The sequence below is a fragment of the Goodfellowiella coeruleoviolacea genome (assembly GCF_024171785.1).
Lineage (GTDB): Bacteria > Actinomycetota > Actinomycetes > Mycobacteriales > Pseudonocardiaceae > Goodfellowiella > Goodfellowiella coeruleoviolacea.
The window spans coordinates 337,998-363,461 of sequence record NZ_JAMTCK010000004.1; the positions used below are offsets into that span (position 1 = coordinate 337,998).

At 73.0% G+C, this 25,464-nt stretch carries 24 protein-coding genes and 2 tRNA genes; 20 read left to right on the top strand and 6 right to left on the bottom strand.

The window, feature by feature from the left end; translation table 11 throughout:
• Window positions 1-44 precede the first annotated feature (44 nt).
• The 4 genes from LX83_RS10340 (at window position 45) to LX83_RS38390 (ending at window position 5,361) form a co-directional block, all read left to right on the top strand.
• Window positions 45-1,334, top strand: coding sequence for a deoxyguanosinetriphosphate triphosphohydrolase (locus tag LX83_RS10340; RefSeq protein WP_253769759.1), 1,290 nt, complete (start codon window positions 45-47; stop codon window positions 1,332-1,334).
• 41 nt (window positions 1,335-1,375) lie between these two features.
• On the top strand, window positions 1,376-1,624 hold the full coding sequence (locus LX83_RS10345) for a hypothetical protein (protein ID WP_253769760.1): 249 nt from the start codon (window positions 1,376-1,378) through the stop codon (window positions 1,622-1,624).
• A gap of 63 nt (window positions 1,625-1,687) precedes the next feature.
• A complete protein-coding gene (locus LX83_RS10350; RefSeq protein ID WP_253769761.1) occupies window positions 1,688-2,833 on the top strand; it encodes a serpin family protein in 1,146 nt (381 codons plus the stop codon).
• A gap of 77 nt (window positions 2,834-2,910) precedes the next feature.
• Complete coding sequence (locus tag LX83_RS38390; RefSeq protein ID WP_308203946.1) at window positions 2,911-5,361, top strand: FUSC family protein; 2,451 nt, start codon at window positions 2,911-2,913, stop codon at window positions 5,359-5,361.
• Here the strand turns inward: LX83_RS38390 and LX83_RS10360 are convergent.
• Window positions 5,310-5,963 (bottom strand): MarR family winged helix-turn-helix transcriptional regulator, encoded by a 654-nt coding sequence (locus LX83_RS10360; RefSeq protein ID WP_253769762.1) that lies wholly within the window; start codon window positions 5,961-5,963, stop codon window positions 5,310-5,312. The two genes, LX83_RS38390 and LX83_RS10360, sit on opposite strands and share 52 nt — an antisense overlap.
• Before the next feature lie 112 nt (window positions 5,964-6,075).
• Window positions 6,076-6,666 (bottom strand): TetR/AcrR family transcriptional regulator, encoded by a 591-nt coding sequence (locus tag LX83_RS10365; RefSeq protein WP_253769763.1) that lies wholly within the window; start codon window positions 6,664-6,666, stop codon window positions 6,076-6,078.
• A gap of 107 nt (window positions 6,667-6,773) precedes the next feature.
• Between LX83_RS10365 and LX83_RS10370 the strand changes: the two genes are divergently transcribed.
• Together LX83_RS10370 and LX83_RS10375 are read left to right on the top strand one after the other, a co-directional pair.
• Window positions 6,774-7,775 carry an ATP-binding cassette domain-containing protein gene (locus LX83_RS10370; RefSeq protein WP_253770169.1) on the top strand — a complete coding sequence of 334 codons (1,002 nt, stop codon included), beginning with the start codon at window positions 6,774-6,776 and terminating at the stop codon, window positions 7,773-7,775.
• A 22-nt stretch (window positions 7,776-7,797) separates the two neighbouring features.
• Entirely contained in the window at window positions 7,798-8,559 is a 762-nt protein-coding gene (locus LX83_RS10375; protein ID WP_253769764.1) for an ABC transporter permease, read from the top strand.
• A 175-nt stretch (window positions 8,560-8,734) separates the two neighbouring features.
• Here the strand turns inward: LX83_RS10375 and LX83_RS10380 are convergent, their stop codons facing one another.
• Entirely contained in the window at window positions 8,735-9,865 is a 1,131-nt protein-coding gene (locus LX83_RS10380) for a sigma-70 family RNA polymerase sigma factor (protein ID WP_253769765.1), read from the bottom strand.
• A 103-nt stretch (window positions 9,866-9,968) separates the two neighbouring features.
• Between LX83_RS10380 and dnaG the strand changes: the two genes are divergently transcribed.
• From dnaG to LX83_RS10395, 3 genes are all read left to right on the top strand, one after another.
• Complete coding sequence (gene dnaG / locus LX83_RS10385; protein ID WP_253769766.1) at window positions 9,969-11,879, top strand: DNA primase; 1,911 nt, start codon at window positions 9,969-9,971, stop codon at window positions 11,877-11,879.
• Window positions 11,876-12,427, top strand: coding sequence for a hypothetical protein (locus tag LX83_RS10390; protein ID WP_253769768.1), 552 nt, complete (start codon window positions 11,876-11,878; stop codon window positions 12,425-12,427). Before dnaG ends, LX83_RS10390 begins: the two co-directional genes overlap by 4 nt.
• An 85-nt stretch (window positions 12,428-12,512) precedes the next feature.
• Entirely contained in the window at window positions 12,513-13,286 is a 774-nt protein-coding gene (locus tag LX83_RS10395; RefSeq protein ID WP_253769770.1) for a trans-aconitate 2-methyltransferase, read from the top strand.
• A 51-nt stretch (window positions 13,287-13,337) separates the two neighbouring features.
• Here LX83_RS10395 and LX83_RS10400 read toward each other — a convergent pair whose 3' ends face one another.
• Window positions 13,338-13,607: a hypothetical protein gene (locus LX83_RS10400; RefSeq protein ID WP_253769772.1), complete on the bottom strand. Its 270-nt coding sequence runs from the start codon at window positions 13,605-13,607 to the stop codon at window positions 13,338-13,340.
• Window positions 13,608-13,741: 134 nt separating this feature from the next.
• On the opposite strand from LX83_RS10400, the gene LX83_RS10405 reads away from it, so the two are divergent.
• The 4 genes from LX83_RS10405 (at window position 13,742) to LX83_RS10420 (ending at window position 16,537) form a co-directional block, all read left to right on the top strand.
• A tRNA-Asn gene (locus tag LX83_RS10405) sits at window positions 13,742-13,814 on the top strand.
• A 387-nt stretch (window positions 13,815-14,201) separates the two neighbouring features.
• Window positions 14,202-15,176: an oxygenase MpaB family protein gene (locus LX83_RS10410; RefSeq protein ID WP_253769774.1), complete on the top strand. Its 975-nt coding sequence runs from the start codon at window positions 14,202-14,204 to the stop codon at window positions 15,174-15,176.
• A gap of 35 nt (window positions 15,177-15,211) precedes the next feature.
• Window positions 15,212-15,289 (top strand) — tRNA-Ile (locus LX83_RS10415).
• Between the two features lie 333 nt (window positions 15,290-15,622).
• Window positions 15,623-16,537 (top strand): zinc-binding dehydrogenase, encoded by a 915-nt coding sequence (locus LX83_RS10420; RefSeq protein WP_253769777.1) that lies wholly within the window; start codon window positions 15,623-15,625, stop codon window positions 16,535-16,537.
• 123 nt (window positions 16,538-16,660) lie between these two features.
• Here the strand turns inward: LX83_RS10420 and LX83_RS10425 are convergent, their stop codons facing one another.
• Window positions 16,661-17,809 (bottom strand): Gfo/Idh/MocA family protein, encoded by a 1,149-nt coding sequence (locus LX83_RS10425; protein WP_253769779.1) that lies wholly within the window; start codon window positions 17,807-17,809, stop codon window positions 16,661-16,663.
• A 105-nt stretch (window positions 17,810-17,914) separates the two neighbouring features.
• Between LX83_RS10425 and LX83_RS10430 the strand changes: the two genes are divergently transcribed.
• The 7 genes from LX83_RS10430 to LX83_RS10460 all read left to right on the top strand — a co-directional run bounded on the left by LX83_RS10430 (window position 17,915) and on the right by LX83_RS10460 (window position 24,559).
• Window positions 17,915-18,634, top strand: coding sequence for a TetR/AcrR family transcriptional regulator (locus LX83_RS10430; protein WP_253769781.1), 720 nt, complete (start codon window positions 17,915-17,917; stop codon window positions 18,632-18,634).
• Window positions 18,635-19,370: 736 nt separating this feature from the next.
• Window positions 19,371-20,036 (top strand): response regulator, encoded by a 666-nt coding sequence (locus LX83_RS10435; protein ID WP_253769783.1) that lies wholly within the window; start codon window positions 19,371-19,373, stop codon window positions 20,034-20,036.
• Window positions 20,037-20,540: 504 nt separating this feature from the next.
• Window positions 20,541-20,774 carry a hypothetical protein gene (locus LX83_RS10440; protein ID WP_253769784.1) on the top strand — a complete coding sequence of 78 codons (234 nt, stop codon included), beginning with the start codon at window positions 20,541-20,543 and terminating at the stop codon, window positions 20,772-20,774.
• Window positions 20,775-20,905: 131 nt separating this feature from the next.
• Window positions 20,906-21,499 carry a MarR family winged helix-turn-helix transcriptional regulator gene (locus LX83_RS10445; protein ID WP_253769786.1) on the top strand — a complete coding sequence of 198 codons (594 nt, stop codon included), beginning with the start codon at window positions 20,906-20,908 and terminating at the stop codon, window positions 21,497-21,499.
• 242 nt (window positions 21,500-21,741) lie between these two features.
• Window positions 21,742-23,115 carry a glycoside hydrolase family 6 protein gene (locus LX83_RS10450; RefSeq protein WP_301327924.1) on the top strand — a complete coding sequence of 458 codons (1,374 nt, stop codon included), beginning with the start codon at window positions 21,742-21,744 and terminating at the stop codon, window positions 23,113-23,115.
• 310 nt (window positions 23,116-23,425) lie between these two features.
• Window positions 23,426-24,148, top strand: a complete 723-nt coding sequence (locus LX83_RS10455) for a hypothetical protein (protein WP_253769788.1) — start codon at window positions 23,426-23,428, stop codon at window positions 24,146-24,148.
• 117 nt (window positions 24,149-24,265) lie between these two features.
• The gene (locus tag LX83_RS10460) at window positions 24,266-24,559 is read left to right on the top strand and encodes a DUF6343 family protein (RefSeq protein WP_253769790.1); all 294 of its coding nucleotides are present in this window, start codon (window positions 24,266-24,268) and stop codon (window positions 24,557-24,559) included.
• A 45-nt stretch (window positions 24,560-24,604) separates the two neighbouring features.
• Here the strand turns inward: LX83_RS10460 and LX83_RS10465 are convergent, their stop codons facing one another.
• The gene (locus LX83_RS10465; RefSeq protein WP_253769792.1) at window positions 24,605-25,444 is read right to left on the bottom strand and encodes a transporter substrate-binding domain-containing protein; all 840 of its coding nucleotides are present in this window, start codon (window positions 25,442-25,444) and stop codon (window positions 24,605-24,607) included.
• Window positions 25,445-25,464: the final 20 nt, after the last annotated feature.

Sequence of the window (25,464 nt, forward strand, 5' to 3'; positions counted from 1 at the left end):
CGGCGGCGGCACCATCGCGGTGCCCGGCCGCCTAGGCTGGGCCGGTGAGTTCCGGGTACGCCGCGCACGACGTGGCCAGGCTGTTGGACGAGCCACCCAAGAACGGCACGCTGCCCGGGGCCACACCCGCCCGGCGCAGCCCGTTCGCCCGGGACCGGGCCCGGGTGCTGCACTCGGCCGCGCTGCGGCGGCTGGCCGGCAAGACCCAGGTGGTCGGCCCGGGCGAGGGCGCCGAGGTGAGCGGTGTGCCGCGCACCCGGCTGACCCACTCGCTGGAGGTCGCGCAGATCGGCCGGGGCATCGCCGAGGACCTGGGCTGCGACCCCGACGTGGTGGACACTGCCGGCCTGGCCCACGACATCGGCCACCCGCCGTTCGGGCACAACGGGGAACGCGCGCTCAACGAGGTCGCCCAGGACTGCGGCGGGTTCGAGGGCAACGCGCAGACGTTGCGCATCCTGACCCGGCTGGAACCCAAGGTGGTCGGCGCGGCCGAGGACGGGCGGGTCCGCGGCTACGGCCTCAACCTGACCAGGGCGTGCCTGGACGCGGCCACCAAGTACCCGTGGCCTCGGCTGGCCGGGGTCACCAAGTTCGGCGTGTACCAGGACGACATGGCCGTGTTCGAGTGGCTGCGGCAGGGCGCCGAACCCGGCACCCGGTGCCTGGAGGCCCAGGTGATGGACTGGGCCGACGACGTCGCCTACTCCGTGCACGACGTGGAGGACGGCGTGCTGTCCGGCCGGATCTCCCTGCGCGCGCTCACCGACCAGCAGGAGCGGGCGGCCGTCGCCGAACTGGCCGCCAAGCACTTCTCGGCCGCGCCGGTGTCCGCGCTGGAGGCCGCCGCCGAGGAACTGCTGCGGCTGGGCGTGGTCGCCGAACTGGCGCGCACCCGCTACGACGGCTCGCTCGGCGCGCAGGTGACGCTCAAACGCCTGACCAGCGAGCTGGTCGGCCGGTTCGCCTCGGCCGCGGTCACCGCCACCCAGCGGGTGCACGGCACCGGGCCGCTGCGCCGCTACGACGCCGACCTGGTGGTGCCCGACCAGGTGGCCGCCGAGGTGGCGCTGCTCAAGGCGATGGCGCTGCGCTACGTGATGAGCGACCCGCAGCGGCTGGCCATGCAGCGCCGGCAGCGGGAACTGCTGGCCGAACTGGTGGCGGCGCTGTGCGAGCGGGCGCCGGACGGGCTGGACCCCACGTTCCACCAGGCCTGGCAGGACGCGGCCGGGGACGCCGGCCGGCTGCGGGTGGTCATCGACCAGGTCTCGCTGCTCACCGACGTGCAGGCGGTGGCCTGGCACGCCGGGCTGGTGCGGCGGGCACCGTGATCGCCCCGGGCCGCGCTGTGAACGGTGGCACACTCGGTGTCATGGCAGCGGAGGACCGCAAGGACCGGCCCGGCAAGGGCCGGGGACGTGGCTTACGGCGCCGGCGCGAGCCGGTGGAGGTCGGGTACACCGACGGGTTCGGTGACGTCCCGGACGATGACGAGGGTGACGGGTCGGCGGGCGTGCGGGAGCCGAGGCACCCGCGGCCACTCGGCCCGATGGCCGGTGCGGGCGTGCTGCCCGAGCCGACACCGGTGCTGGTGGCGCACCTGCCCGACCCGCGCTGCTGACCCAGTGCGGTGAGGCGGACCAGACACGTCGAGCCGGCCAGCGCCGGAGAACCAGGAGAGCCTGTGACCGAGCGCGCGCACCTGGCGTTCGCCCTGGCCCTGCACCACGCCCTCGCCCCGGACCCCACCGAGGACGCCTGCTGGTCGCCCTACTCGGTGGCCAGCGCGCTGGGCGTGGCCAGCCAGGCCGCCCAGGGCGGCACCCGGGCCGAACTGCTCACGCTCCTGGTCGGCGACCCCGACCGTGACGTGCGCGACCACGCCGTACTGCTGGCCGAAGCCGGCGCGCTGCGCGGCGGCGCCCGAGGTGGCGGTGGCGGGGGCGGCGGCTCGGACGCGCGGTCGCCAGAACTGGCCGTGACCAACACCCTGTGGGTCTGGGACGAACTGCCCGTCAACGGCGACTTCGTGACCGACCTGGCCGGCTGGCCGGGCCACAGCGTGCGGACCGCGCCGTTCGCCACCGACCCCGAAGCGGCCAGGGCCGCGATCAACGCCGACGTCGCCGCGACCACCCACGACCTCATCCCCGAACTGGTCCCGCCGGGCGCGGTGGCCCAGGACACGGTCGCCACCCTGGTCAACGCGCTGTACCTGCGCACGGCCTGGCGCACCCCGTTCGACGCCAACGACACCCGGCCCAAACCGTTCCACGCGCCCGACGGCCCCCGCCCGGTGCCGACCATGCGGCACACCGGCCAGCTGACCCACGCCGCCCAGGACGGGTGGACCGCGGTGGGGCTGCCCGCGCACGGCGGGGTCGAGGCCGTGGTGCTGCTGCCCGACGGCGACCTGGCCGCGGCCGAGCCCGGCCTGGACGTGCCCCGGCTGACCGCGCTGCTGGCCGCGCGCACCCGCACCCGCGTCGAACTGCACCTGCCCCGGTGTCGCGCGCGGGCCAGGGCCGCGCTCACCGCCGCGCTGACCGGACTGGGCGTGCGGACGCTGTTCAGCCGGTCCGCCGACCTGGGCGCGCTCAGCCCCGATCCGCGGCTGAGCGTGTCGGACGTGCTGCACGAGGCCGTGCTGCGGGTGGACGAGCAGGGCCTGGAGGGCGCGGCGGCCACCGCCATGATGATCCGGATGACCAGCATGCCCGTGCACCAGGAACCACCGCTGGTGATCCGGGTGGACCGGCCGTTCCTGCTGCTGGTCCGGCACCAGGCCACGGGCGCGCTGTACTTCCTCGCCCGGATCACCCGGCCGTAGCCGCCGGCGCGCCGACCGCCGCCCGGGCCGGGTTCGCGTGACCGGCGGAGGGCCGGCCGGTGTGTGATCGTGTGGGAGTGGCGACCCGATGGCACGGGGCTCGGCGGCTGGCGGCGGCCGTGCTGGACCGGCTGGCCGCGGCCGACCCCGGCATGGTCCGGCTGCGCTACGCCGTCCGCGTGGTGCTCGCCACGCTGATCGCCGCCGGGGGCCTGGCCCTGGCCGGGCTGCCGTTCCCCGCGGTGATGGTGGGCGCGATCCTCGCCCTGAACATGTCCACCGGCCTGCGCGAGGCCACCACCCGGGAGAAACTCGCCTCCGCCGGCCTGGTGCCGGTGGCCGCGGCGGCGTCGCTGACGCTGGCCGCGCTGCTGCCCAAGATCCCGGTGGTCGTCGACTCGGTGTTCGTGGCGGTCACCTTCGTGGCCGTGTGGCTGCGGCGGTTCCCCAACATCGGGTTCGCCGTGGGCATGGCCGGGTTCATGAGCTTCTTCGCCGCCGTGTTCACCCGACTGACCTCGGCGCTGCTGCCGGTGGTGCTGGTGGGCATGGTGGTGGGCGTGCTGGTCGCGGTCGGCCTGGCCCTGCTGCTGGGCCGGGAGAGCAGGCAGCACGCGGTGCGCCGGATGTTCCACGCGTTCCGCGCCCGGCTGGGCCAACAGGTCGACCAGGTCAGCCGGGTGCTGGAGGAGATGGACAGCGCCGGACGGACCGGTGAGCGCCTGGACCGGTACACCGAGCGGCTGCGCGAGGGCGCGCTGATGATCGAGGCGGAACTGGACCGCGACGACCAGCGACCAGCACAGCTGGACCGGGTGCGCCGCCAGCTGGTCACCATCGAGTTGGCGGCCGAACGGCTGGCGCTGTCCGTGCGCAACGCCGTCGAGCAGGGGGTCTCCCGGCAGCACCGCGCGGACCTGCTGGTCGAGCTGCGCCAGCTGCGCGGCTACCTGGGGCGGGACCCGAGCCGGGTGATCGCCGCCGACACCAGGGAGATCCTGGCCACGGTCCGGGCCCGGCGCGCGACACCGGTCGAGCCGGACGCGCCAGCCCCGCACCGGGCGGCCATGGGACTGCGTCGGGCCGTGAGCGAACTCGTCCTCGCCACCATCCAGACCAGGCGCTACCTGGAGACGCAGGCGTGGTGGACAGCCGGGGACACCGAATCGGAGCGTCCCGCACCCGATTCGGGCAAGACGGAATCCGGAGTGGAGCGCGAGAAGTCCGATTCGGAACTTCGAGGTACTCAACCAGAGCTGGGCAAACCCGATTCGGAGCGGCCGGCATCCACTGATCAGGCCGGCCGGGAGCGGCCAGCGGACCAGCCAACGCGGGACGGCGGGGAACAGCCCGCCGGGGACGAGCGGGGCGGGGCAGGCCACGAGGCGGAGCGCCCCCGGGAACCGGGGGTGGACCGGCGGCGGCAGGAGGAGGAGCCCCCGACCGAACGGCTGAGCCCCAGCACCCGCCAGGCGGTGCAGACGGCGGTGGCGTGCGCGCTGGCGATCGTCGCCAGTGAACTGGTGTCCCCGCAGCGCTGGTACTGGGCGGTGATCACCTGCTGGGTGGTGTTCATCGGCACGAGTTCACGGGGCGACCTGCTGGTGAAGGGGTTCCGCCGGGTGCTGGGCACGCTGCTGGGCGTGCTCGCCGGCATGGTGGTCGCACTGCTGGTGGCCGGCCACCCGGTGGTGGTGGGCGGGCTGATGGCCGTTGGCCTGTTCCTGGCGTTCTACCTGGTCCAGGTCTCCTACAGCATGATGAGCTTCTTCCTCACGGTGACGCTCGGCCTGCTCTACGACCTGATGGGCATGTTCACCCCGCAGGTGTTCCTGCTGCGCCTGGTCGAGACGCTGATCGGCGCGCTGGCCGGGGCGGTGGCCGCCGCGGTCGTGCTGCCCACCCGCACCGGCTCGGCCGCCCGCGAGGAAGTGGCCGAACTGCTCAACGGGCTGAGCGAGTTCGTCGGCCACGCCGAGGACGTGCTGGCGCACGGGGAGCAGCTCAACCTGATCGAGAAGTCGCGGGAGCTGGACCGGCGGTTCGGCGATCTGGAGCGGATTGTCGAACCGCTGCTGCACCGGTTCAACCCGTTCCGCGACCGCCGGGACACGCTCAGCTACCTGGTCGTGGTGTTGGAGCTGGTTCTGTACCACGCCCGCAATCTGGCCACGGCCGCGGAGACAGCCGCCCTGGCCGGGCATCCCGGCGTGACCGGGGCGATGGGGCGGATCAGGGAGAACCTGGCGCGCATGGCCGCGGTGGCCAGCGACCGTGGCGACCGGGACAGGACCCAGGACAGGACCCTGGTCGTGGGGCCGAGCCTGTCCTCGGAACCCGGCGAGCTGAACCCCGCGGCCAAGCGCGTGCTGTCCTACCTGGACCGGTTCGACGAGGCCTCCCTCGGGTTGGCCCGGCCGCTGGCCATGACCACCGAGGTCGGCCTGCGCGCGGACGCCGAGCGGGACGGCCGGGATCAGGCCGGACCTTCCCCGGGCAGCACCTCGGCGGCGAGCCGACGCAGGTAGCCGGCGAAGCGCCGCTGGTCTGCCCCGCTCCAACCGGCGACCAGTTGGGCGAACACCTCTTCCTGGTAGGCGTGTGAGGCGTGCAGCAGGGCCTGGCCCGACCCGGTCAGCGACAGGCTGGCCCGTCTGGCGTCCCGGGCCGAGGCGTCCCGCCGCACGTGTCCGGCGTTCACCGCCTCGGCGACCATCCGGCTGGCCACCGAACGGTCCACCCCCAACTGGTGTGCCACCTCGGCGACGGTGACCTCGCCGGGGTGGGCGCCCGCCGCGTGCACCGCCTCGACCACCAGGACGTTCGGCACCCGGTGCGGGTCGCCCAGGCGCTGGTGGCCGGCGCGGTGGGCACCGGGGCGACCACCGGCATCCGGGACACCGGAGCCGCGGCCAGCGGCGTCCTGCCCACCGGGATTCTGCCCGTCCTGCCCGCCGGGATGCTGGTCGTCGGGATTCTGCCCGCCGGGATTCTGGTCGTCGCAACCCTGGTCGTCGGAACCCTGGTTGTCGGCGAGCCGCCCGGCCACGCCCGCGGCCCACCGCCGCGACCAGAACCGCACCAGCTGGAACAGCGCCGGCCCAGCACCTGCCACCGGCTCGTCTGTCATGCGGTCATCCTGCCAGCCGGACCGGGGTGGCCCCGGTGCGCCAGCCCCGGCCGCACAGCGGGTGGCCGGGCAAGACGCGAAGGGTGTGCGCGGGTGGCGGGCGGCGCCGCGGTCAGGCGGAACCGGTCGCGGTGATGCCCCGCTCCAGGGTGCGCAGCACCGTCGGGACCACGTCGTAGCGCGCCAGCGTGCCCCGTTCGACCTGCTCGAACGCGGTGTACAGGAGCGCCCACAGAACCTGTTGCAGCCACCCGGCGGAGACCTCGGCGTCGAACACCCCGTCGGCCTGGCCGCGGCGGATGAGTCCCAGAACGGGATCGTCCGGCAGTTGTTGCCCGGCCGGCGTGGGGCCGAGATCGCGGAGCAGTGACGGGTCGCCGAAAACGAACATGATCCGGTCGCTCACCGAGGCCAGGGCGGCCACGAGCCGGCGCATCGCCTCCCAGACACCGCCCTCGTGCGGGGCGGCCTCCCTGATCGCCTCGCCGATGAGTTCCAGCGAATCGTCCACAGCCGCGTTGACCAGGCCGTCCCGCTCGGGGAAGTACCGGTGCAGGGTGGTCCGGCCGACGTCGGCGGCCAGGGCGATCTGCGGCAGTGTCGCGGACCGGTCGCGGGCCAGCACGGACGCGGCGGCAGCCAGGATCGCCCGCTGGGTGCGGTTGCGGGCAGCGGAAGGCGTTGCTTCTTGTTGCTCGACCACCCGCCAACGGTACCAACGATCCCCAGGATGGAATTCCGCAATCCCAGAGTGGAACTTTGACGCTCCACTTCGGAGCGGATAACCTCCGCTGCATGAGTGGTGAGCTGATGATCGAGGCGCGCGGCCTCGGGCGGTCGTTCCGGACGGGCGGGCAGACCGTGGTGGCGGTGCACGGCATCGACCTGACCGTGGCCGAGGGCGAACTCGTCGCGCTGCTCGGGCCGAACGGCGCGGGCAAGAGCACCACGCTGCGCATGCTGACCACGCTCCTGCCGCCCACCGCCGGAACGGCCCGGGTGGCCGGGGCCGACGTGCGGACCGCGCCGGAGTGGGTGCGGACCGCGATCGGCTACGTCGGCCAGCACCACGCGGCCGGGGAGAACCACCGCGTTCGCGACGAGCTGGTGACCCAGGGCCGCTGGTACGGCCTTGGCCCACGCCGGTCCCGCCAGCGCGCCGACCACCTGCTCGACCTGCTGGACCTCACCGCGCTGGCCACCCGCCGGCCAGCCACGCTGTCCGGCGGCCAGCGGCGGCGCGTCGACATCGCCCTCGGCCTGATGCACCAGCCCCGCCTGCTGTTCCTGGACGAGCCCTCGGCCGGACTCGACCCGAGGAGCCGGGCCGACATCTGGGCCCAGATCCTGCGGCTCCGGCGGGAGCACGGCATCACCGTCGTCCTGACCACCCACTACCTGGACGAGGCCGACCGGGTGGCCGAGCGGGTGGTCATCGTGGACGCCGGCCGGGTCATCGCCGACGGGACACCAGCACGGTTGAAAGCCGCGCTGGGCGGCGACCAGATCCGGATCACCACCGAAACCCCGGCCGACGCCGGCGTGGCGGCCAGCATCGGAGCCCGGTTCACCACACCCGAGCGGGTGGGCACCGACGGCACGGCGGTCACCCTGCGACTCGTCCGGGCCGATCGGGAACTCCCGCGCTTCCTGCGGGAACTCGATCACGCGGGGGTGACCGTGACCACCGCGGCGAGCAGCCGCCCCAGTCTGGACGACGTCTTCCTCACCCTCACCGGCCGGCGGCTGCGCGAATCCGGCGACGCCGACCCGGTCCACCCCGCCACCGACCCCGTTCACCCCGCCAGCTGAGTCACCACAGGGAGACCACCCCGTGCGCAAGTTTCTGCAGGACACAGTGACGTCGTTCCACCGGGAGATCCGGCCCGAACTGCGCCAGCCCTGGGGAATCGTCCTCGCCATGGCACAGCCCGTGCTGTTCCTGGTCCTGTTCGGTTCCGTGCTCACCGGGCCGCACAGCGGTTTCGGCGGCGCCGAGACGACCTGGCAGTGGTTCGTGCCCGGCATCCTGATCATGATGTGCCTGGTCGGCCCGCTGTCCTGTGGACACCAGCTGCTCAGCGAGTCCAGTGGCGGGCAGCTGGAACGGATCCTGGTGACCCCGGTGCACCGGGCGGCGCTGATCACCGGCCGCACCCTGAAGGAATCGGTCACGCTGTGCGCCCAGGCCGTGCTCATCATCGCCATCGCGACCCCGTTCGGGCTCACCCCGCACATCCCGGGCGCACTGGCCACCATGCTGCTGCTGACCGTGCTCGGGATCGGCCTGAGCGCGTTCTCCCACCTGCTGGCGATCGCCGCCCGGCCGAGCGGGAACCTGTTCTGGGTCGCCACCCAGCTGTTGCTGTTCCCCCTGATGCTGCTCTCGGGTGTGCTGCTGCCGATCAGCGCCGGCCCGGCCTGGCTGCGCGGTCTGGCCGCGGTCAACCCGGTCGCCTACGTGGTGGACGCGGCGCGGGCGCTGTTCGCCGGCCAGTTCCTCGCCCCCGCCGTGCTCCCCGGGGTGGTCGCCGTGGCCGTGGTCACCGCGCTGGGCCTGGGGCTGGCCACCCGCGCCCTGCGCCGAGGGAGCTGACCCGGCCCCGGGGACCGCGTCCGCGCCGGACCCGGCCAGCTCGCCGCGGGCCAGCCCCTGGACGCACCCGTCCGGGCTGGTGTCCTCCGGATCGGGTTTCCCCCGGACGCGGTTTCCTGCGGACGCGGTTTCCCGGGTGAACAGTTTCTTCGGGACAGGGTCGCGCGTGGCGCGGTCAGAACGTCACGTGGCCGAGCTTGTCCGGGTTGGCCATGTCGTAGATGGTGGTGACCAACCCGTGCTGGACGCTGAACACCGCCACCCGCGCCGGCACCGGCTGGTGTTCCCCGTCGCCGGGCGTGGCCGGGATCAGCAGCCCCAACTCGCCGTTGACCAGCACCGGCCGACCCACGGTGAGCAGGGCGGGGCCGTAGCGCCGCAGCAGGCCGGCCAGGAACCGGGCGACCTTGTCCGCACCGGTGACCGGGTGGAGCGCGGTCCTGGCCCGGCCGCCGGCGTCGCCGATCAGCGTCGCCTCCGGGTGCAGCAGGCGCACCACCGCGTCCAGGTCACCCGAGCTGAGCGCGGCCAGGAACCGTTCCAGGGTCTCGCGCTGGGCGGCCAACTCCACCCGGGGTGGTGGGGCGGCCTCGGCCGCGATCCGCCGGCCCCGCGAGGCGTGCTGCCTGGCCGCGGCCACCGAGCAGCCCAGGGTGGCGGCGATCTCGGCGAACGGCACGTCGAACGCGTCGTGCAGCACGAACGCCACCCGCTGTTCCGGGCTGAGGCGGTCGAGCACCACGAGCGCGGCCAGCCGCACCCCGTCGTCGCGGACCGCGACCTCCAGCGGATCAGCGCCGACCTGGTCGGGCGCGCCGCCGCTGCCCAGCGGGGTGACCACGGGTTCGGGCAGCCACGAGCCCACGTAGCGTTCCCGGCGCACGGCGGCCGAGCGCAGCCTGTCCAGGCAGATCCGGCCCACCACCGTGGTCAGCCACGCCGGCAGGTCACGGATTCCGGCCGGCGCGAGCCCGTCGGCCGAGCCGCCGGTGCCCGCTTCCCCGGTGCCCGTTTCCCCAGCGTCTGTTTCCCCGGCGCCCGGCTCCTTGCCGCCGGTTCCCCCAGCACCTGGTTCCGCAGCACCTGGATCCGCAGTGCCCAGTTCTCCAGGGCCCAGTTCTCCAGACCCCAGTTCTCCAGTACCCAGCTCCGCGGCACCCGGGGCCTGCCCGACCAGCCGCAGCCACGCCTCCTGCACCGCGTCCTCGGCGTCGGCGACGCTGCCGGTGAGTCGGTAGGCCACCGCGAGCAGGTGCGGGCGGTGCGCGGTGAACTCGGTGGCCAACCGGTCGTGGGCTGCGGGCATGCCCCCATCCTGCCGCTGGCCCGCGCCGGCCTCGGCACCCCGGGTACCGGCAGGGCACGCCAGGTGTCCGCGGCGGGAACCGACGTAACTAGACTCGACTCCCGTGGCGGGACGGATTCGGGAAAGCGACATCGCGCAGGTGCGGGAGCGAAACCGGATCAACGACGTGGTCGGTGACTACGTGGCGCTGCGGCCCGCCGGCGGTGGCGCGCTCAAGGGGCTGTGCCCGTTCCACGACGAGAAGACGCCGTCGTTCAACGTCCGGCCCAGCCACGGCACGTTCCACTGCTTCGGCTGCGGCGAGGGCGGCGACGTGATCGCCTTCATCCAGAAGCACGAGCACCTGAGCTTTGTCGAGGCCGTGGAGCGACTGGCCGCCCGCGTCGGCATCCAGCTGACCTACGAGGGCGGCGGCGCCAGCGTGAAGCGCGACCGGGGCACCAGGGCCCGGCTGGTCGAGGCGCACCGCGCCGCCGCCGAGTTCTACGCCGAGCAGCTGCGCAGCCCGGAGGCTCGGCCGGCCAGGGAGTACCTGGCCCAGCGCGACTTCGACGAGGCCGCGGCCACCATGTTCGGCTGCGGGTACGCGCCGGGCGGGTGGGACAAGCTCACCCGGCACCTGATCGGCCGCGGGTTCGAGCTGTCCGAGCTGTACAAGGCGCAGCTGAGCAAGGAGGGCCGGCAGGGCCCGATCGACCGGTTCCACCGCCGGCTGCTCTGGCCGATCCGCGACCTCAGCGGCGACGTGGTGGGCTTCGGCGCGCGCCGCGTCTTCGACGACGACCCGATCCAGGCCAAGTACCTCAACACCGGGGAAAGCCCGATCTACAAGAAGTCCCAGGTGCTGTTCGGACTGGACCTGGCCAAGCGGGAGATCGCCAAGCGGCGGCAGGCCGTGGTGGTCGAGGGCTACACCGACGTGATGGCCATGCACCTGGCCGGGGTGCCCACGGCGGTGGCCTCCTGCGGCACCGCGTTCGGCGCCGAGCACATCGCGGTGCTGCGCCGGCTGCTGCTGGACGACAAGTTCTACAGCGGCGAGGTGATCTTCACCTTCGACGGCGACGAGGCCGGGCAGAAGGCCGCGCTCAAGGCGTTCGAGGAGGACCAGCAGTTCGCCGGCCAGACCTTCATCGCGGTGGCCCCCGACGGCATGGACCCCTGCGAGCTGCGCCAGGCCAAGGGCGACGTGGCCGTGCGCGACCTGGTGGCGCGGCGCCAGCCGCTGTTCAAGTTCGCCATCCTCAGCCTGCTGCGCGGCTACGACCTCAACACCGGCGAGGGCCGGGTCGCCGCGCTGAACCGGACCGTGCCGCTGGTGGCCCAGATCAAGGACGTCGCCCTGCGGGACGACTACGCCAGGCAGCTGGCCGGCTGGGTGGGCTGGCAGCAGCCCGAGTCCGAGATCGTGCAGCGGGTCCGCGAGGTCGCCGGCGGCGGCCCGGCGCGCAAGCCCAGGGCCAGGGTGGTGCGGCAGGACCCCAACCAGGGCGCGCTGGCCGTGGGCGCCGCCGGCCCGGCCCGGCCCAACCCGCGCGACCCGCAGCTGGGGGCGCAGCGGGAGGCGCTCAAGGTGGCGCTGCAACTGCCCGAGCTGGCCGGCCCCTACTACGACTCGCTGCCCGAGGAGGTGTTCACCCACGACGCCTACCGGGAACTGCACCGCAGCGTGCTGGCGGCCGGTGGCACCTCGTGCGGGCTGTCCGGGCCGGCACTGGTGGAGGCGGTCGGCCAGCAGTGCGAGCACCAGACGGTGCGCTCGCTGCTCACCGAACTGGCGGTGGAGCCGCTGATCAAGGCGCGCAGCGAACCCGACGAGCGCTACGCCAGCAGTGTGCTGGCCCGGGTGCAGGAGAGCCTGCTGGTGCGGCAGATCGCCGAGCTGAAGTCCCGGCTGCAGCGGATGTCCCCGCTGGACGACGCCGACGAGTACCGGGCGTTGTTCGGTGACCTGGTGGCGCTGGAGGAGTACCGCAAGGCACTGGGCGAGCAGGCCGCCGGAGCGCTGCAGTGAGCGGCTGGCTGCGCCGGCTGGCCCGGCGGCTGGGCGGGCAGCGGCTGCCCGAGGGCTTTCCCGGCACGCTGGCGGCGGGGGAGAACGTGGTCGCGGTGGCCGAGGAGCGCTCCGGCGGGCACCTGGTGGCCACGTCGCTGGGGCTGTGGCTGCCGGAGGGGGAGCGGACCAGGCGGGTGGGCTGGCACCTGATCAGCAAGGCCGTCTGGCAGGCGGGCGCGCTGGCCGTGGTCGAGGCCAGGCAGACCGGGACCGCGGGTGCGGCCGTGCTCCTGGCTGATCTGCCCACCAGGCGGTTCACCCTGACCGAGCCGGGCCGGGTGCCCGAGGTGGTGCACGCCAGGGTCACCGGCTCGATCAGGTCCAGCCACCGCCGCGAGCTGCCCGGTGGGGGCGCGTGGTTCGTGCAGCGCAAGGTGCCCGGTCAGGACGGGGTGGTGCTCCAGGTCCGGGCCGATCCGGGCACCGACGCCGAGGCGCTGCGGGTGATCGCCGAGCAGGTGGCCGCGCGGGTGGACCAGGTGCGCCGCGCCGCTCCGGACGCCTGAGGCGACCAGGATGTGCTGACGCAGGGTTCTCGTTCCGTCACCCCTCCTTTAAAGTACGTACGTACGGTTTATTTGGAGGTGCGCGATGTGGGACCCCGACAAGTACCTGACCTTCGCCGACCACCGCTCCCGGCCGTTCCACGAGCTGGTCGCCAGGGTCGCGGCGGAGGCGCCCCGGCGGGTGGTCGACCTGGGCTGCGGACCCGGCAACCTGACCGAGCACCTGGCCCGGCGCTGGCCGGCCGCGCGCCTGGAGGCACTGGACTCCTCGCCCGAGATGGTCGCCGCCGCGCGCGAGCGCGGCCTGACCGCCGACCTCGCCGACGTGCGCGAGTGGACACCCGAGCCGGACACCGAGGTGGTGGTCAGCAACGCGGTGCTGCAGTGGGTGCCCGGCCACCAGGAACTGCTCCGGCGCTGGGTGGCGGCCCTGCCCGAGGGCGCGTGGCTGGCCTTCCAGGTGCCGGGCAACTTCGGCGCGCCCTCGCACGCCATCTCCCGTGAACTCGCCGGCCTGCCCCGGTGGCGCGCGGCGCTCGGCGAGACCGTGCTGCGCGGCGCGGACACCGTGCTCGACCCGACCGGCTACGCCGCGCTGCTGGCCGACGCCGGGTGCGCGGTGGACGCCTGGGAAACCACCTACCTGCAGCGGCTCACCGGACCCGACGCCGTGCTGGAGTGGATCAGCGGCACGGCACTGCGGCCGGTGCGGGCCGCGCTCGGCGACGCGGACTGGGCGGAGTTCCGGGCCGAGCTGGCCGGCCGGCTGCGCCAGGCGTACCCGGTGCGGGCCGACGGCACCACCTGGTTCCCGTTCCGCCGGGTGTTCGTGGTGGCCAGGACCGCGACCGAGGCGTGAGGGCCGAGGCGTGCGACGGCCGGCGCGGCGGCCGCGCGCGGGGATCGTCGATCAGGCGCGCGGGATCACCGAGTCACGCGACCGCGACCGACGATCCGCGCCGGTGATCTTGGTCACCGCCGCGGTGCCCTCGGTCCCGGCGTCCCGGCCGGCCAACCCGGTCCACTCGCCGACCTTCGCGCGGACCACCCCGGCCGCGCCCTGCACCACCGGGTGGTCGATCAGCCGGCGGTAGGCGCGTACCAGCTGGTCATACCGCTGCCGACCGGCCCGGGCGCCGAGCACGTACCCCACGGCGGCCCCGAACAGGATCCCCTTCATCAGCTCTCCCTCCTCCGGACAAGACCATCTTCCCGCAGTCGGCGAGGCAAGGTGGGGGGTGTGCGCGAGCACTCCTGGGGATGCGCTAGAGTTACCACCCGTCGGCACCGCCCGACGAAAGAACTGAAGAACGGTCCTCCGTAGCTCAATTGGCAGAGCATTCGGCTGTTAACCGAAGGGTTGTTGGTTCGAGTCCAACCGGAGGAGCAGTAAGCCCAGGTCAGCGCACCTGGGCTTTCGTGTTTCCCAGGCACGGCGAGATCCACTCGCCACATGCCCTCCACCAAAACGCCGAGCACCCAGCCTCGGCACCACGCGGTTCGAGGGCGAGCGGGCCGCGCCCATGCCGGGCGCCACGGCACTCGACCGGGCTGGCTCGCCCGCCAACACGGCGATCAGGGAATCTGACCGGGATCGGGCCGTCCACCGCCTGGTGCCCGCTGTCGCCTGATCCGGCGAATTCCGGGTGGGCGTGGTGCGGACGTGCCTGGCCAGGCACGCCACAGCCCGAGCCCGGTTTCCCTTTTCCCCACGGTGATTGCAGAATGCGATCAACGATGTTGCTCTGGGTGATCGCATTGCGAGGTGGCGGTGGTGGCGGGCCTGCGTGCGCGGCTGGACTCGGTGTTGGGTGTTCGCGACCGGTACGCGCGCCTGGCCACGATCCTCGCCCTGGATCCCGAGCGCGACCACCAGAAGATCCTGCGGCTGTCCGCGGCCTACGAGTTCCCCTGGGACTACCGGCGCGCCCTCGAACTCGCGCTGTTCCGCACCTACTGCGTGCCCTCGATCTCGGCGCTGCTCGCCGCCACCGGGGAGTTCGCCAACCGGGCGCAGCGCCGCTACGACGACACCGCGCTGCTCATGGGCGAGCTGGTGGAACACGGGTACGACTCGCCCCGGGGACGCGAGTCGCTGCGCGTGGTCAACGGCATGCACCGCCGGTACCGCATTGACAACGGCGACATGAAGTACGTGCTGTCGACGTTCGTCTACGACCCGATCGCCTGGATCGACCAGTTCGGCTGGCGCCGGCTGACCGACCACGAACGCCTGGCCGCGTTCCACTTCTACCGCGCGGTCGGGCAGCGCATGGGCATCACCGACCTGCCCGAGGGGTACGCGGAGTTCGCCGAGTTCAAGCGCGACTACGAGCACACGCACTTCCGCTACGCCACGACCAACCACGAAATCGGCTGCTACACCCTGGACCTGGTCTGCTCCTGGTATCCGCGGCCGGTCCGCCCCCTGGTCGCCCAGGTGGTGCTGTCCCTGCTGGACCGGGGGATGCTCGACGCGTTCGCGTTCACCGCTCCGCCGGCCTGGGTCGGACCGGCGGCCAGGAGCGCGCTGCGGACCCGGGCGGCCCTCGTCCAACTGCTACCGCCGCGTCGCACCTCCAGGTTGCTGCGCGACCCGCGCAACCGCACCTACCCGGGCTACCCGAACGGCTACCGGATCAGCCAGCTCGGTGCCGCGCCGCCGACCGACATCGACCCGCGCTGGCTCAGCCGCCCCATCCCGGCCCAGTCCAGGGCCACTGACAGCGATGTTTTGCCGCCTGGGTAGTCTCCGACTGGCGACGACGAGTCCTGTGTCACGTGGGGGCGGTAGCTCAGCTGGTCAGAGCAGCGGACTCATAATCCGTCAGGTCGTGGGTTCGAACCCCACCCGCCCCACCACGGCCCGCCAGACAGGGCAACCGATTTCAAGATCAACTAGAGGCTACCACCGAGCCCGGTCGCGGCTGTTCGCGCCCCCGGGCGGGAGTGCGGGGCGCGGTGTCGAGCGCGCGAACCGGTGGTGGCCGGACACCCGTTGCTGTCCCCAGCCGCACCTCCGATTGTCATAGACAGCGGTTATGAGTGCTGGTCTTGGACGGACTGGCGGTGGCCGTCCCAGGATGGGTGGCGCCCAGTGGCGCGGATGGGGGACCGCGGGGCGCTGTCCTTGGTGTCCCCGGACATCTACCTGTCGTGGTGACATCTACCTGTCGTGATGGGAGAAGGAGCACGATGCGTGCGCTGGTTCATGACCCGAGCGCGTTCCAGGGACTTGGTTTCGCCGAGGTACCGGAGCCGCTGCCGGCGAGGTCACAGGTGTTGATCGAGGTCCACGCGGTCTCGCTCAACTTCGCTGAACTCGCCTTCAAAGCCGAGCGGTGCGAGCCCGGCGAGATCCTCGGGGGTGACGCGGCCGGCGTGGTGCGCCAGGCGGCGGCCGACGGGTCCGGGCCCGCCGTCGGCACCCGCGTGACCACGTTTGACTGGCGGGGCGGGTGGGGCGAACTCCGCGCCGTGGACACGGCCAACCTCGCGGTGGTGCCGGACTCGGTCGACCTGGGCGCGGCCAGCGCGCTGCCGGTGGCCGGGGTCACCGCGCTCCAGGCCCTGCGCGGCCTCGGGTCGGTGCTCGGCCGCCGGGTGCTGGTCACCGGTGCCTCGGGTGGGGTCGGGCGCTTCGCCGTGCAGCTCGCGGCACGAGCTGGCGCGCACGTCATCGCCGCCGTGGGCAGCGCCGCCCGCGGCCAGGGCCTGGCCGAGCTTGGCGCGGCCGAGGTCGTGGTGGGGCTGGAGAACGTCACCGCGCCGGTCTTCGGTGTGCTCGACAACGTCGGCGGTGACCTGCTCGCCGAGGCGTTCGCCCTGGTGGAGCCGGGTGGTTCGGTGCAGAGCATCGGCAACGCCGCGCGGCGGCCCACGGTGATCGACTTCGAGCGGGAGCGGCTGCGGGGTGGCGGCCGGCGGATCGAGCCCTTTGTCGTGTCGACTCCTTTCGGTCCGGACCTCGCCCACCTCGTCACCGCGCTGGAGCGCGGCTGGCTCGACCCGCAGATCGGGTGGCGGACCGGGTGGGACCGCGCGGCCGAGGCGGCCGAGGCACTGTTGGCGCGCAGGGTGGCGGGCAAGGCAGTGCTTGATGTGCGGTGAGGGTTGATGCTCGGTGCGGGTTTGGGTGTGCGGTGAGGATTTCGGTGTGTTGCGGGGCTTGAAGGGGTGAGACTGGGGCGGGGGCTCGCCGAGACTGTGAAGTGCGTGCGGCTGGGGGCTGGCTCAGCGGGGTTGGCGGGTGCCGGTGGTCGCGGAGGCGCGGATGGCGTCGAGCAGGCGGTGTAACCGCACCCCTGTCGCGAAGTCGGGGGTGTGGTGCGAGCCGGTGTGGAGGTCGGTGGCGAACTGCGCGTAGAGCGCGGCGACGTTGCGGGCCTGGGGCTCGATCTCGGCTGGCAGGGTGTGCTGGTCGGGGAGGGGGACCTCCCGCCAGGTGCCGGTTGTGCCGTGCGTGGTGCGCAGCCGCAGCTCGCCGATCTGGAACTGCAGGGCATCGGGGGACTGGGCCGGGGCCGAGACGATGGCCAGGTCGCCCTTGGTGCCGGCGATCTCCAGCCGGGTGCGCGGCGCCGCGGCCTCGCCGTCGTGGATGTGCGCGGTGACCACGGCGCCGCTGGCCAGGGTGGCGGTGAGCAGCAGGTGATCGGGACTGGTCACCGCGATGGCCTGGCCGGTCTCGGTCACGGTGTGGTGCGGGTGCTGGACGGACAGGGTGGCTGACAGGTCGGCGATGTCGCCGAGCAGGTGCTCCAGCGCGTCGAGGGCGTGGCCGCCCAACACCTCCAGCAGGCCGGCGCCGCTGGCCCGGTCGTAGGTGTAGGCCGTCCAGGCCGGTACCGCGGTGGCGGCGCCCTTGGCTCGCGCGGTGTGCAGGGTGGCCGAGGTGACCCGCCCCAGGTGTCCTTCGCTGATCAGTGCGCGGGCGTGGCTGATGGCCGGTGCGTACCGAGCCTGGAGGCCCACGGCCGTGCGCACGCCGGCGGTCTGGGCGGCCGTGGCGAGGAGTTCGGCCTCGGCCGTGGTCAGTGCCAGTGGCCACTCGCAGTAGACGTGTTTGCCCGCGGCCAGTGCCGCCTGCACCAGTTCCCGGTGCGCCGCCACCTTCACGGTGATGACCACCAGGTCCACCTCGGGGTGGGCGGCGAGTTGGTGCTGGTCGGTGAAGGCGTGGGCGGCGCCGAACAGCTCGGCGGCGCGCCCAGCGCTGTCGGCGCGGCTGGTGGCGACAGCGGTGAGTTCGTAGCCGGGCAGCGCCCGCAGCGCGGGCACGTGCGCTCTGCCAGCCCAGCCGCGGTCCGGGCTGGCTCCGATGATGCCCACTCTGATCTTGCGGACGGGGGTTCTGCCGTTGATGGGCCTGTGGTCGGGCACGGCTGCCTCCTGCACGGGGGACAAGCGGACGCGAGTGGTCCGATTGACGAGGATGCTAGCGGAAGCGGACGCGGGACGTCCACTTGTTGTGCTAGATTGGCTGTCGTGAGCGGGGTGGGCGGCGTGGCGAGCGACACGATGGGTGACACGGCGGGCGGCGATGTGGACAGTGCGGTGGAGCGGCTGCTCGCAGCCGACCTGGAGCGGCGGCCCAGGGCGGACGCGCGGCGCAACGTGCGACGGCTGGTCGTCGCGGCCAGGGCGGCGGTCGCCGAGATCGGGGTCGAGGTCACCGCGCACGAGATCGCGCGGCGGGCCGGCGTGGGCATCGGCACCTTCTACCGTCGGCTGCCCTCGCGGGAGGCGCTGCTTGAGGCGGTGCTCGCCGACACCATCGGCGAACTGGTGACAGCGGCCAGCCGGGCGGCGGACGACCCGGACCCGTGGCACGGGTTCTGCGAGTTCGCGGTCGCGTTCGTGCGGTTGCGCTCGGCGAGTTGCGGGATCAACGAGGCGCTGGGCGGGCAGTGCCGGCTGGCTCTGGACGCGCCACTGGCCGAGTTGCGCGAGCAGGTCCGACTGCTGGTCGGGCGGGCTCAGTCGGCCGGAGTGATGCGGCAGGACGTGGCCTGGCAGGACGTGCCCTTCCTGCTGGCCTCGGTGATGACCGGCGAGCGCACCATCGGTCTGCGGGCGGACGCCGAGCAGTGGCGACGCAACCTGCGGGTCGTGCTCGACGGGCTGGCCACCACTGGACCCGTCCCGCTGCCCGGGTCGCCACCGGAGGAACCTGCGGGTGTCCAGGCGGCGACGGCCGCTGAGTGACCGCAGCGGGTGGCGGGGTAGCCGCTCTGGGGTGGCCGCTGTGTGGGGGTGCTGTGCGGGGTGGCCGCCAGCGGGGTGAGGTCGGCGGGGTGAACCGGCGTCGGAGCGCGTCGGTCGAACACGTGCCGGTGCTGGCTGGTAGCGCTCCCAAACCGGCTGCGGCTGGTCCGTTCGGCGGGATGTTCCCTGGTCGGAACGGGCTGACGGCGGAGTTGGCTGGGAACAAAACCTGAACGGGGTAGTCCGCCGGCGAGCCGTCACCAGTCGTAGTCGAAACGGGGGCCGACTCGGCGAACAAGCGCGGTGATGACTGCCGAACCGGGCTGTCCGCGTGGTTCTTCTGGTCGCCGCACGGTAGTGATCTCCGCTGCCCCTGGCGGTGCCGCCGGTCGAACGACCCTTTTCAACGCATATCCGGATAGCTACAGTCGGCCTGCCTGGGAGCGCTCCCAGTCGGCGGGGGCGTTCCCAGGGCATCGACACGCTGAGTAACCAGACCCGTGTCCGGTGATCGCCTGTTCAACGGTGAGACGGCGGTCCCGGTCACCGCACTGCGGCTCCTGTCGGGGTTCCCCGGCCGCGGCGGGAGCCGCAGTCGCACATCAACCGGACACCGCACGGTAACAGCCCTCGTCACCGCGCCCCGTAGGCTGCACCAGGTCGTGCCAGGCGGATTCGCGGGCAGACCACGTCCACCAGGGCACCGGGACAGCCGGAGGCAAGGGAGCAGACAGCGGTGATTCGGGTACTGCTGGCCGATGATGAGGCCATGATCCGTGCCGGCGTGCGGGCGATCCTGTCGGCCGACCCGGAGATCGAGGTGGTGGCCGAGGCCGCCGACGGCGGGGCGGCGATCGAACTCGTGCGGGCGCACCGGCCGGACGTGGCGCTGCTGGACATCCGCATGCCCCGGCTCGACGGACTGGCCGCCGCGGCCGAGATCCGGCTCACCGTGCCCGAGACCGCGGTCATCATGCTCACCACCTTCGGCGAGGACGACTACATCGCCCGCGCGCTCGGTGACGGGGCCAGCGGCTTCCTGCTCAAGGCCGGCGACCCGCGCGAGCTGATCGCCGGGGTGCGGGCGGTGGCCGGGGGAGCCGCCTACCTGTCGCCCCAGGTGGCCCAGCGGGTCATCACCGAACTCGCCGGCGGCCGGCTCGGCCGCGGGGTGGCCGCCAGGACCAGGGCCGACGTGCTGACCGAGCGCGAGCGGGAGGTGCTGGCGCTGCTCGGGGCCGGTCTGTCCAACGCCGAGATCGCCAGCCGGCTGTACCTGGTCGAGGGCACGGTCAAGAGCCACGTGAGCGCGATCCTGAACCGGCTGCGGGTGAAGAACCGGGTGCAGGCGGCGATCATCGCCTACGAGGCGGGCCTGGTCGCCGACGTCACGGCCGGCTGACCTCCGCAGAAGGTGGGCCCAGAACGTAGAACGGCCCCCGTACCACTTCCCCGGGCTGGTGGGCTCGGGGCCTGGGCGGACTAGTCCCAGGGGTAACGGGGGCCGGGTGACTGCCTGGTATTCGCCGACCACCACCCGCACCAGGGCGGGCCGGCTGCTTCGCACACCGTGCGGTGGTCCTAGCGGACAGCCACCTCACGAGTCCTGTTGATATTCAACGCTGGACCACCTCCTTTCTCGTGTACCCAGAACCCTAGGCGAGGACGGGGGCCGCGAAAAAGCGATTTTCGGCGAGCCGCGCGTCACATCCACCCAGTCGTGTCGCACCACCGGGCTGACCTGCGTGGACGGCTCACGCGGCCGGCGGTCCGCCCCGCTGGCGCTAACCCCCGCGCCGGGGTTGCCGCCTGGCGGGGTGGCTGTCCTGCCCTCGCGTGTCGCCGGGTTGTCCGGCGTCAGGCACGATGACGGTGCTTGCCGATCAGTGGGTCACCGGAGAGTCGCATGCCAGCGTTGGAAGTCCTCGCCACCTTGTTGCTGGCGGTCGGCGGGATCGGCGTGCTGTCGATGGCCGCCTACCTGCTGGCCATGCACTGGGTGGACTGGGACCTGGTGCCCACCGGGTGGCTGCCGCGGATGCTGTGGTGGCGCCGCAACGCGGCCCGGCTGCTGGCCGGGTCGGTGCTGCTGGCCGTGCTCGGCGGGCTGGCCAGGCTGTGCGTGCAGTGGCCGCTGTGACGGCCGGGCGCCGGCGGTGATCCGCGCCCGGGCCCGCCGGGATGCGTCGGTGGCCGAGCATGTCGGGCGCGGACCTGTTGTCGCGTCCCAAACTGTGATCAACCCGAAACCCGGTCAGTACCATGACGGCCATGGCCGAGGGAGTGAGCCGACCACCGCAGCGACTCGGCGCGCCGGGTGTGCAGGGCGCGCCGCTGGGCGGTGCGCCCGAGGCGGTCGCCGCTGACCAGCCGGCCACTTCCGACCTCGACCAGCAGCGCGTTGCCGGGGCCGCCCCGGCGGTCCGCGCTCCCTCCGACGCCAGGACCCTCACCGAGGTGGTGACCCGGCTGCGGCGGGCGCTGCGCACCAGCATCCGCACGGACTACCCGTGGGAGTCGCTGCCGATGGCGCAGGTGGAGCTGTTGCAGACGCTGGCGGAGCGCTCGCCCATGCGGGTTGGCGAGCTGGCCTCCTCGCAGCGGCTGGCGCCCAACACGGTCAGCGGGCTGGTCAGCCAGCTCATCGAGGCCGGGCTGGTCGAGCGCAACGGCGATCCGGCTGACCGGCGGGTGGCCAGGCTGACCCTCACCTCGGCCGGCCGGGAGCAGCTCGCCGCCTGGCAGCGGGCGCACGAGCGGCGCATTGGAACCGCTCTCGGCAAGCTGGCCGAGCGGGATCGGGACGCGGTGCGCCGGGCCCTGCCCGCGCTCGACCATCTGGTCGACCACCTCCTGGACCACTGAGCCGGACCGAATTCGCCGCGGGAACCTGACCGGGGAAACCTCGGTTGGCCTGGGGATTCCCCTTGTTGATCACGGAACGTCCCGGCGTTGTCGACGCGCCGTCACAAGATCAATGCGTGACGAACTCTTCACACCCTGTTACTTGCTTGATAAAGTTTGTTTTGGGAGCGCTCCCAGTAATCCGTTGAGGCGTCCAGGGCCTCGGACAACGGTGTCATCGTGATTACGAACAAGGAGCTCAGATGAGAACTGCCCCCCGATACCGAGCCCGAGGCTCCGGTCTTCGACGTGGGCTCGCCACGCTGGCGACATCCGTGCTCGCCCTCGGCATGATGTTCGGCGCGAGCAGCCCGGCCACCGGCGCCGCCAGCCCCAAGGCGCGGGTGGACAACCCGTACGTGGGCGCCAAGCCCTACGTGAACCCCGAGTGGTCGGCCAAGGCCAAGGCGGACGGCGGCAGCGCCGTCGCCAACCAGCCGACCTTCGTGTGGCTGGACCGGATCGCCGCGATCGAGGGCGTCAACGGCGGCATGGGGCTGCGGGACCACCTCGACGCGGCCCTGTCCCAGGGCGCCACCCTGTTCCAGATGGTCGTCTACGACCTGCCCGGTCGGGACTGCTCGGCACTGGCCTCCAACGGTGAACTCGGCCCCGACGACCTGCCCAGGTACAAGAGCGAGTTCATCGACCCGATCGCGGCGATCCTGTCCGACACCAAGTACGCCAACCTGCGGATCGTCGCGGTCATCGAGATCGACTCGCTGCCCAACCTGATCACCAACACGGCCGGGCGGCCGGGTGGCACCCAGCTGTGCCAGACGATGAAGGACAACGGCGGCTACGTGAACGGCATTGGCTACGCGCTGGCCAAGCTGGGCGCGATCGGCAACGTCTACAACTACATCGACGCCGCCCACCACGGCTGGATCGGCTGGGACGACAACTTCACCGCGTCGGCCACGCTGTTCGCCCAGGCCGCCAGGGCCTCCGGCAGCACGGTCAACAACGTGCACGGGTTCATCACCAACACGGCGAACTACTCGGCGCTCAAGGAGCCGTACTTCACCGTCAACGACACGGTGAACGGCACCACGGTGCGCCAGTCCAAGTGGGTGGACTGGAACCGGTACGTGGACGAGCTGTCCTTCGCCCAGGCGTTCCGCCAGCAGCTGATCTCGGCCGGGTTCTCGTCCAGCATCGGCATGCTGATCGACACCAGCCGCAACGGCTGGGGCGGTTCGGCCCGGCCCACCGGCCCGGGCCCGAAGACCAGCGTGGACGCCTACGTCGACGGCGGCCGGGTGGACCGGCGCATCCACCCCGGCAACTGGTGCAACCAGTCCGGAGCGGGCCTCGGCGAGCGGCCGAAGGCGGCGCCGGCCACCGGTATCGACGCCTACGTGTGGGCCAAGCCGCCGGGCGAGTCGGACGGGGCCAGCAAGGAGATCCCGAACGACGAGGGCAAGGGCTTCGACCGGATGTGCGACCCCACCTACGGTGGCAACCCGCTCAACGGCAACAACCCCTCGGGTGCCCTCGGCGACGCCCCGCTGGCCGGGCACTGGTTCTCCGCGCAGTTCAAGCAGCTGCTGCAGAACGCCTACCCGCCCCTGTGAACCCGCTGTCGGGTTGACCGGGTGACGCGGTAGTGCCTCGGGTCCTGGTGTGGTGGTTCCGCCGACCACACCAGGACCCGCTCGCCGTGGGTGGAACGGCACGGCCACCGCGGCCCACCATGCTGGCCCGGCGCCCGATCGGAGCAGTCCGGCCGTGCCGGTGGCGGCCGATCTCACCGACCGTGTCGGTCCGATCCGGGGGCACGCCGCCGTTCGAAGGCCACCCATTGCGTCCCGCGGTTCTGTCCGCACCATCAAGCGCAGAGACCGGAGGCGGGGCTCGGTCCGGAGCGCGGCGGGGAGGGGCGGGATGCGGTCATTCCGGCGGGAAGCGGTCCGGCTGTGGCGGTGCGCGGTGGACCGGCCCCGGTGGCAGCTGGCCCTGACCGCGCTGGTGTCCACCTGGACGCTGGGCTGGATCGGCAGCCAGTTCGGCCAGCACGCCCGGTCCCCGCTCGGCGTGCTGCACGCGGCCGTGACCTGGGCCGGAATTCCCGGCCACTGGCTGGAATCGGCCTCGGCGTGGTTCGGTCATCCGGGGCGGCAGGGGCTGCTGGCCGTGCTCGCCGTGGCCGGCGGGCTGTGCTGGGCGGCCACCGCCGAACGCGCCCAACTGCCCGGCCTGCTCGGCTGGCTGGCCGTGCTGGCCGCGGCGGAGGGCATCGGCTACCGCGCGTCGGTGCACCGCGCCGCCCTGGCCATGGTGGTCTTCGTGGTCGTGCTGGCCCTGCTGTCGCTGCCCTTCCGGCGGACGCTGGTGGTCGACCGGATCGTGCTGCTGCCCAGGGACGTGGTGCGGGCCGGGGTGACCGCGGCCACGCTGGCCGTGGTGGTGCCGCTGGTCGTGCCGGGCCTGGTGCTCGTCCGGCTGTTGCGGCCCTACCTGACCCGGCCGCCCCGGCCCGATCCGACCCGGCGTGCGATCCCGCTGGCCCGCCAGCCCGACCAGGCCAGTGGACCCGGCCAGCGGAAACCAGCGCGGCCGGCCGCGTCGGCCCGGCGTAGCGTGGACAGCGGACGCACCGCGAACTGAGCCGCGGGGGAGCACCACCGCGGGGAGCACCACCGCGAACGTCAGCGTCCGGCGCGCCCGAGCGCGACAGCGAACGCGTCAACCACCACCCGGCACCACGCCCTGCGGGAGGCCGGAATGAGCGAGTCAGGCCAGCAGCCCCGCGAGCCCCGCGACCGGGCCGACTACGAGCGCGGGCTCTACGACTACCACGACCCCACGGCCCGGCTGGGCGCCACCCCGGCCCGCAGCGCGCTCACCCTGCGGCTGTGGCTGGCCGGGTTCGGCGTGGTGTTCTGCGCGGTGGCCGCGGTGCTGGCCGCGCGCGCCGGCTTCGGGTGGGGTGCCGTGGTGCTCGGCGTGCTCGCGGTGGTGTCCCTGATCGACCTGGTGTGGGTCGCCCACCGCAAGCGCCGCGGCGAACCGGGCTGACCGGCCCGGTCAGCCCGGGCCCGCCGGTCGGCCCGGCCGGCCGCCTCAGCCCAGCCAGGGCGCGGACACCCGCTGGTAGGTGCCGTCGTTGCGGGCCAGGTGCAGCCACTGGTTCACCCACTGCTGGAACGCCACGTCGTCACGCGGCAGCAGGTAGGCCTTTTCCGCGAAGGTGAACGGCTGGTCGGGGTGCACCGAGCACAGTTCCGGGTGCCGCGTGGCCTGCCACCGGGTCTCCGCGGCGTCGGTGATCATCAGATCCGCCCGGCCGGCGATGATCTCGTCGAAGATCGTGTTGTTGTCCGGGTGCGCCACGATGGTGGCCTGGTGCAGGTGCTGCCTGGCGAACTGCTCGTTGGTGCCACCCGGGTTGACCACCACCCGCACCCCGGGCCGGTCGATCTGCTCCAGCGTCTGGAACCGGTCCGCGTCCGCGCACCGGGTGATCGGCGTCTTGCCGTCGGTCAGGTACGGGTCGCTGAAGAACGCCTTCGCGGCCCGCTCCAGCGTCACCGACACCCCGCCCATCGCCAGGTCGCAGCGCCGGCCCAGGTCGGTGAGCAGCGTGCCCCACGTGGTGCGCACCAGGGTCAGCCGCACGCCCAGCCGGCCGGCCATGTCCCTGGCCATGTCCACGTCAATGCCCGACCAGGCGCCGGTGGCCGGGTCCAGGTAGGTGAACGGCCGGTAGTCGCCGGTGCTGCACACCCGGACCTCACCGCGCCGCAGCACCGCGTCCAGCATGCTGGCCGTGCCCCGCCCAGCCGAGTCCTGCTGTCCGGTCCCCGCCCGCGCCCAGGACGCGCTGGCCAGGCCCGCGCCGAACAGCACCAGCCCGGCCAGCAGCGCGGCCACGATCCGTCCCCGCCGTGTCGGTTCGCGCACGGCCCACCTCCCAGCTCCGC

Bases quoted from the DNA above. Each gene is read 5' to 3' on its own strand.
- LX83_RS10345 (WP_253769760.1), top strand. From the start codon at position 1,376: ATGGCAGCGGAGGACCGCAAGGACCGGCCCGGCAAGGGCCGGGGACGT.
- LX83_RS10360 (WP_253769762.1), bottom strand. From the start codon at position 5,963: ATGACAGACGAGCCGGTGGCAGGTGCTGGGCCGGCGCTGTTCCAGCTG.
- LX83_RS10370 (WP_253770169.1), top strand. From the start codon at position 6,774: ATGATCGAGGCGCGCGGCCTCGGGCGGTCGTTCCGGACGGGCGGGCAG.
- LX83_RS10380 (WP_253769765.1), bottom strand. From the start codon at position 9,865: ATGCCCGCAGCCCACGACCGGTTGGCCACCGAGTTCACCGCGCACCGC.
- LX83_RS10395 (WP_253769770.1), top strand. From the start codon at position 12,513: ATGTGGGACCCCGACAAGTACCTGACCTTCGCCGACCACCGCTCCCGG.
- LX83_RS10400 (WP_253769772.1), bottom strand. From the start codon at position 13,607: ATGAAGGGGATCCTGTTCGGGGCCGCCGTGGGGTACGTGCTCGGCGCC.
- LX83_RS10420 (WP_253769777.1), top strand. From the start codon at position 15,623: ATGCGTGCGCTGGTTCATGACCCGAGCGCGTTCCAGGGACTTGGTTTC.
- LX83_RS10440 (WP_253769784.1), top strand. From the start codon at position 20,541: ATGCCAGCGTTGGAAGTCCTCGCCACCTTGTTGCTGGCGGTCGGCGGG.
- LX83_RS10445 (WP_253769786.1), top strand. From the start codon at position 20,906: ATGGCCGAGGGAGTGAGCCGACCACCGCAGCGACTCGGCGCGCCGGGT.
- LX83_RS10450 (WP_301327924.1), top strand. From the start codon at position 21,742: ATGAGAACTGCCCCCCGATACCGAGCCCGAGGCTCCGGTCTTCGACGT.
- LX83_RS10455 (WP_253769788.1), top strand. From the start codon at position 23,426: ATGCGGTCATTCCGGCGGGAAGCGGTCCGGCTGTGGCGGTGCGCGGTG.
- LX83_RS10460 (WP_253769790.1), top strand. From the start codon at position 24,266: ATGAGCGAGTCAGGCCAGCAGCCCCGCGAGCCCCGCGACCGGGCCGAC.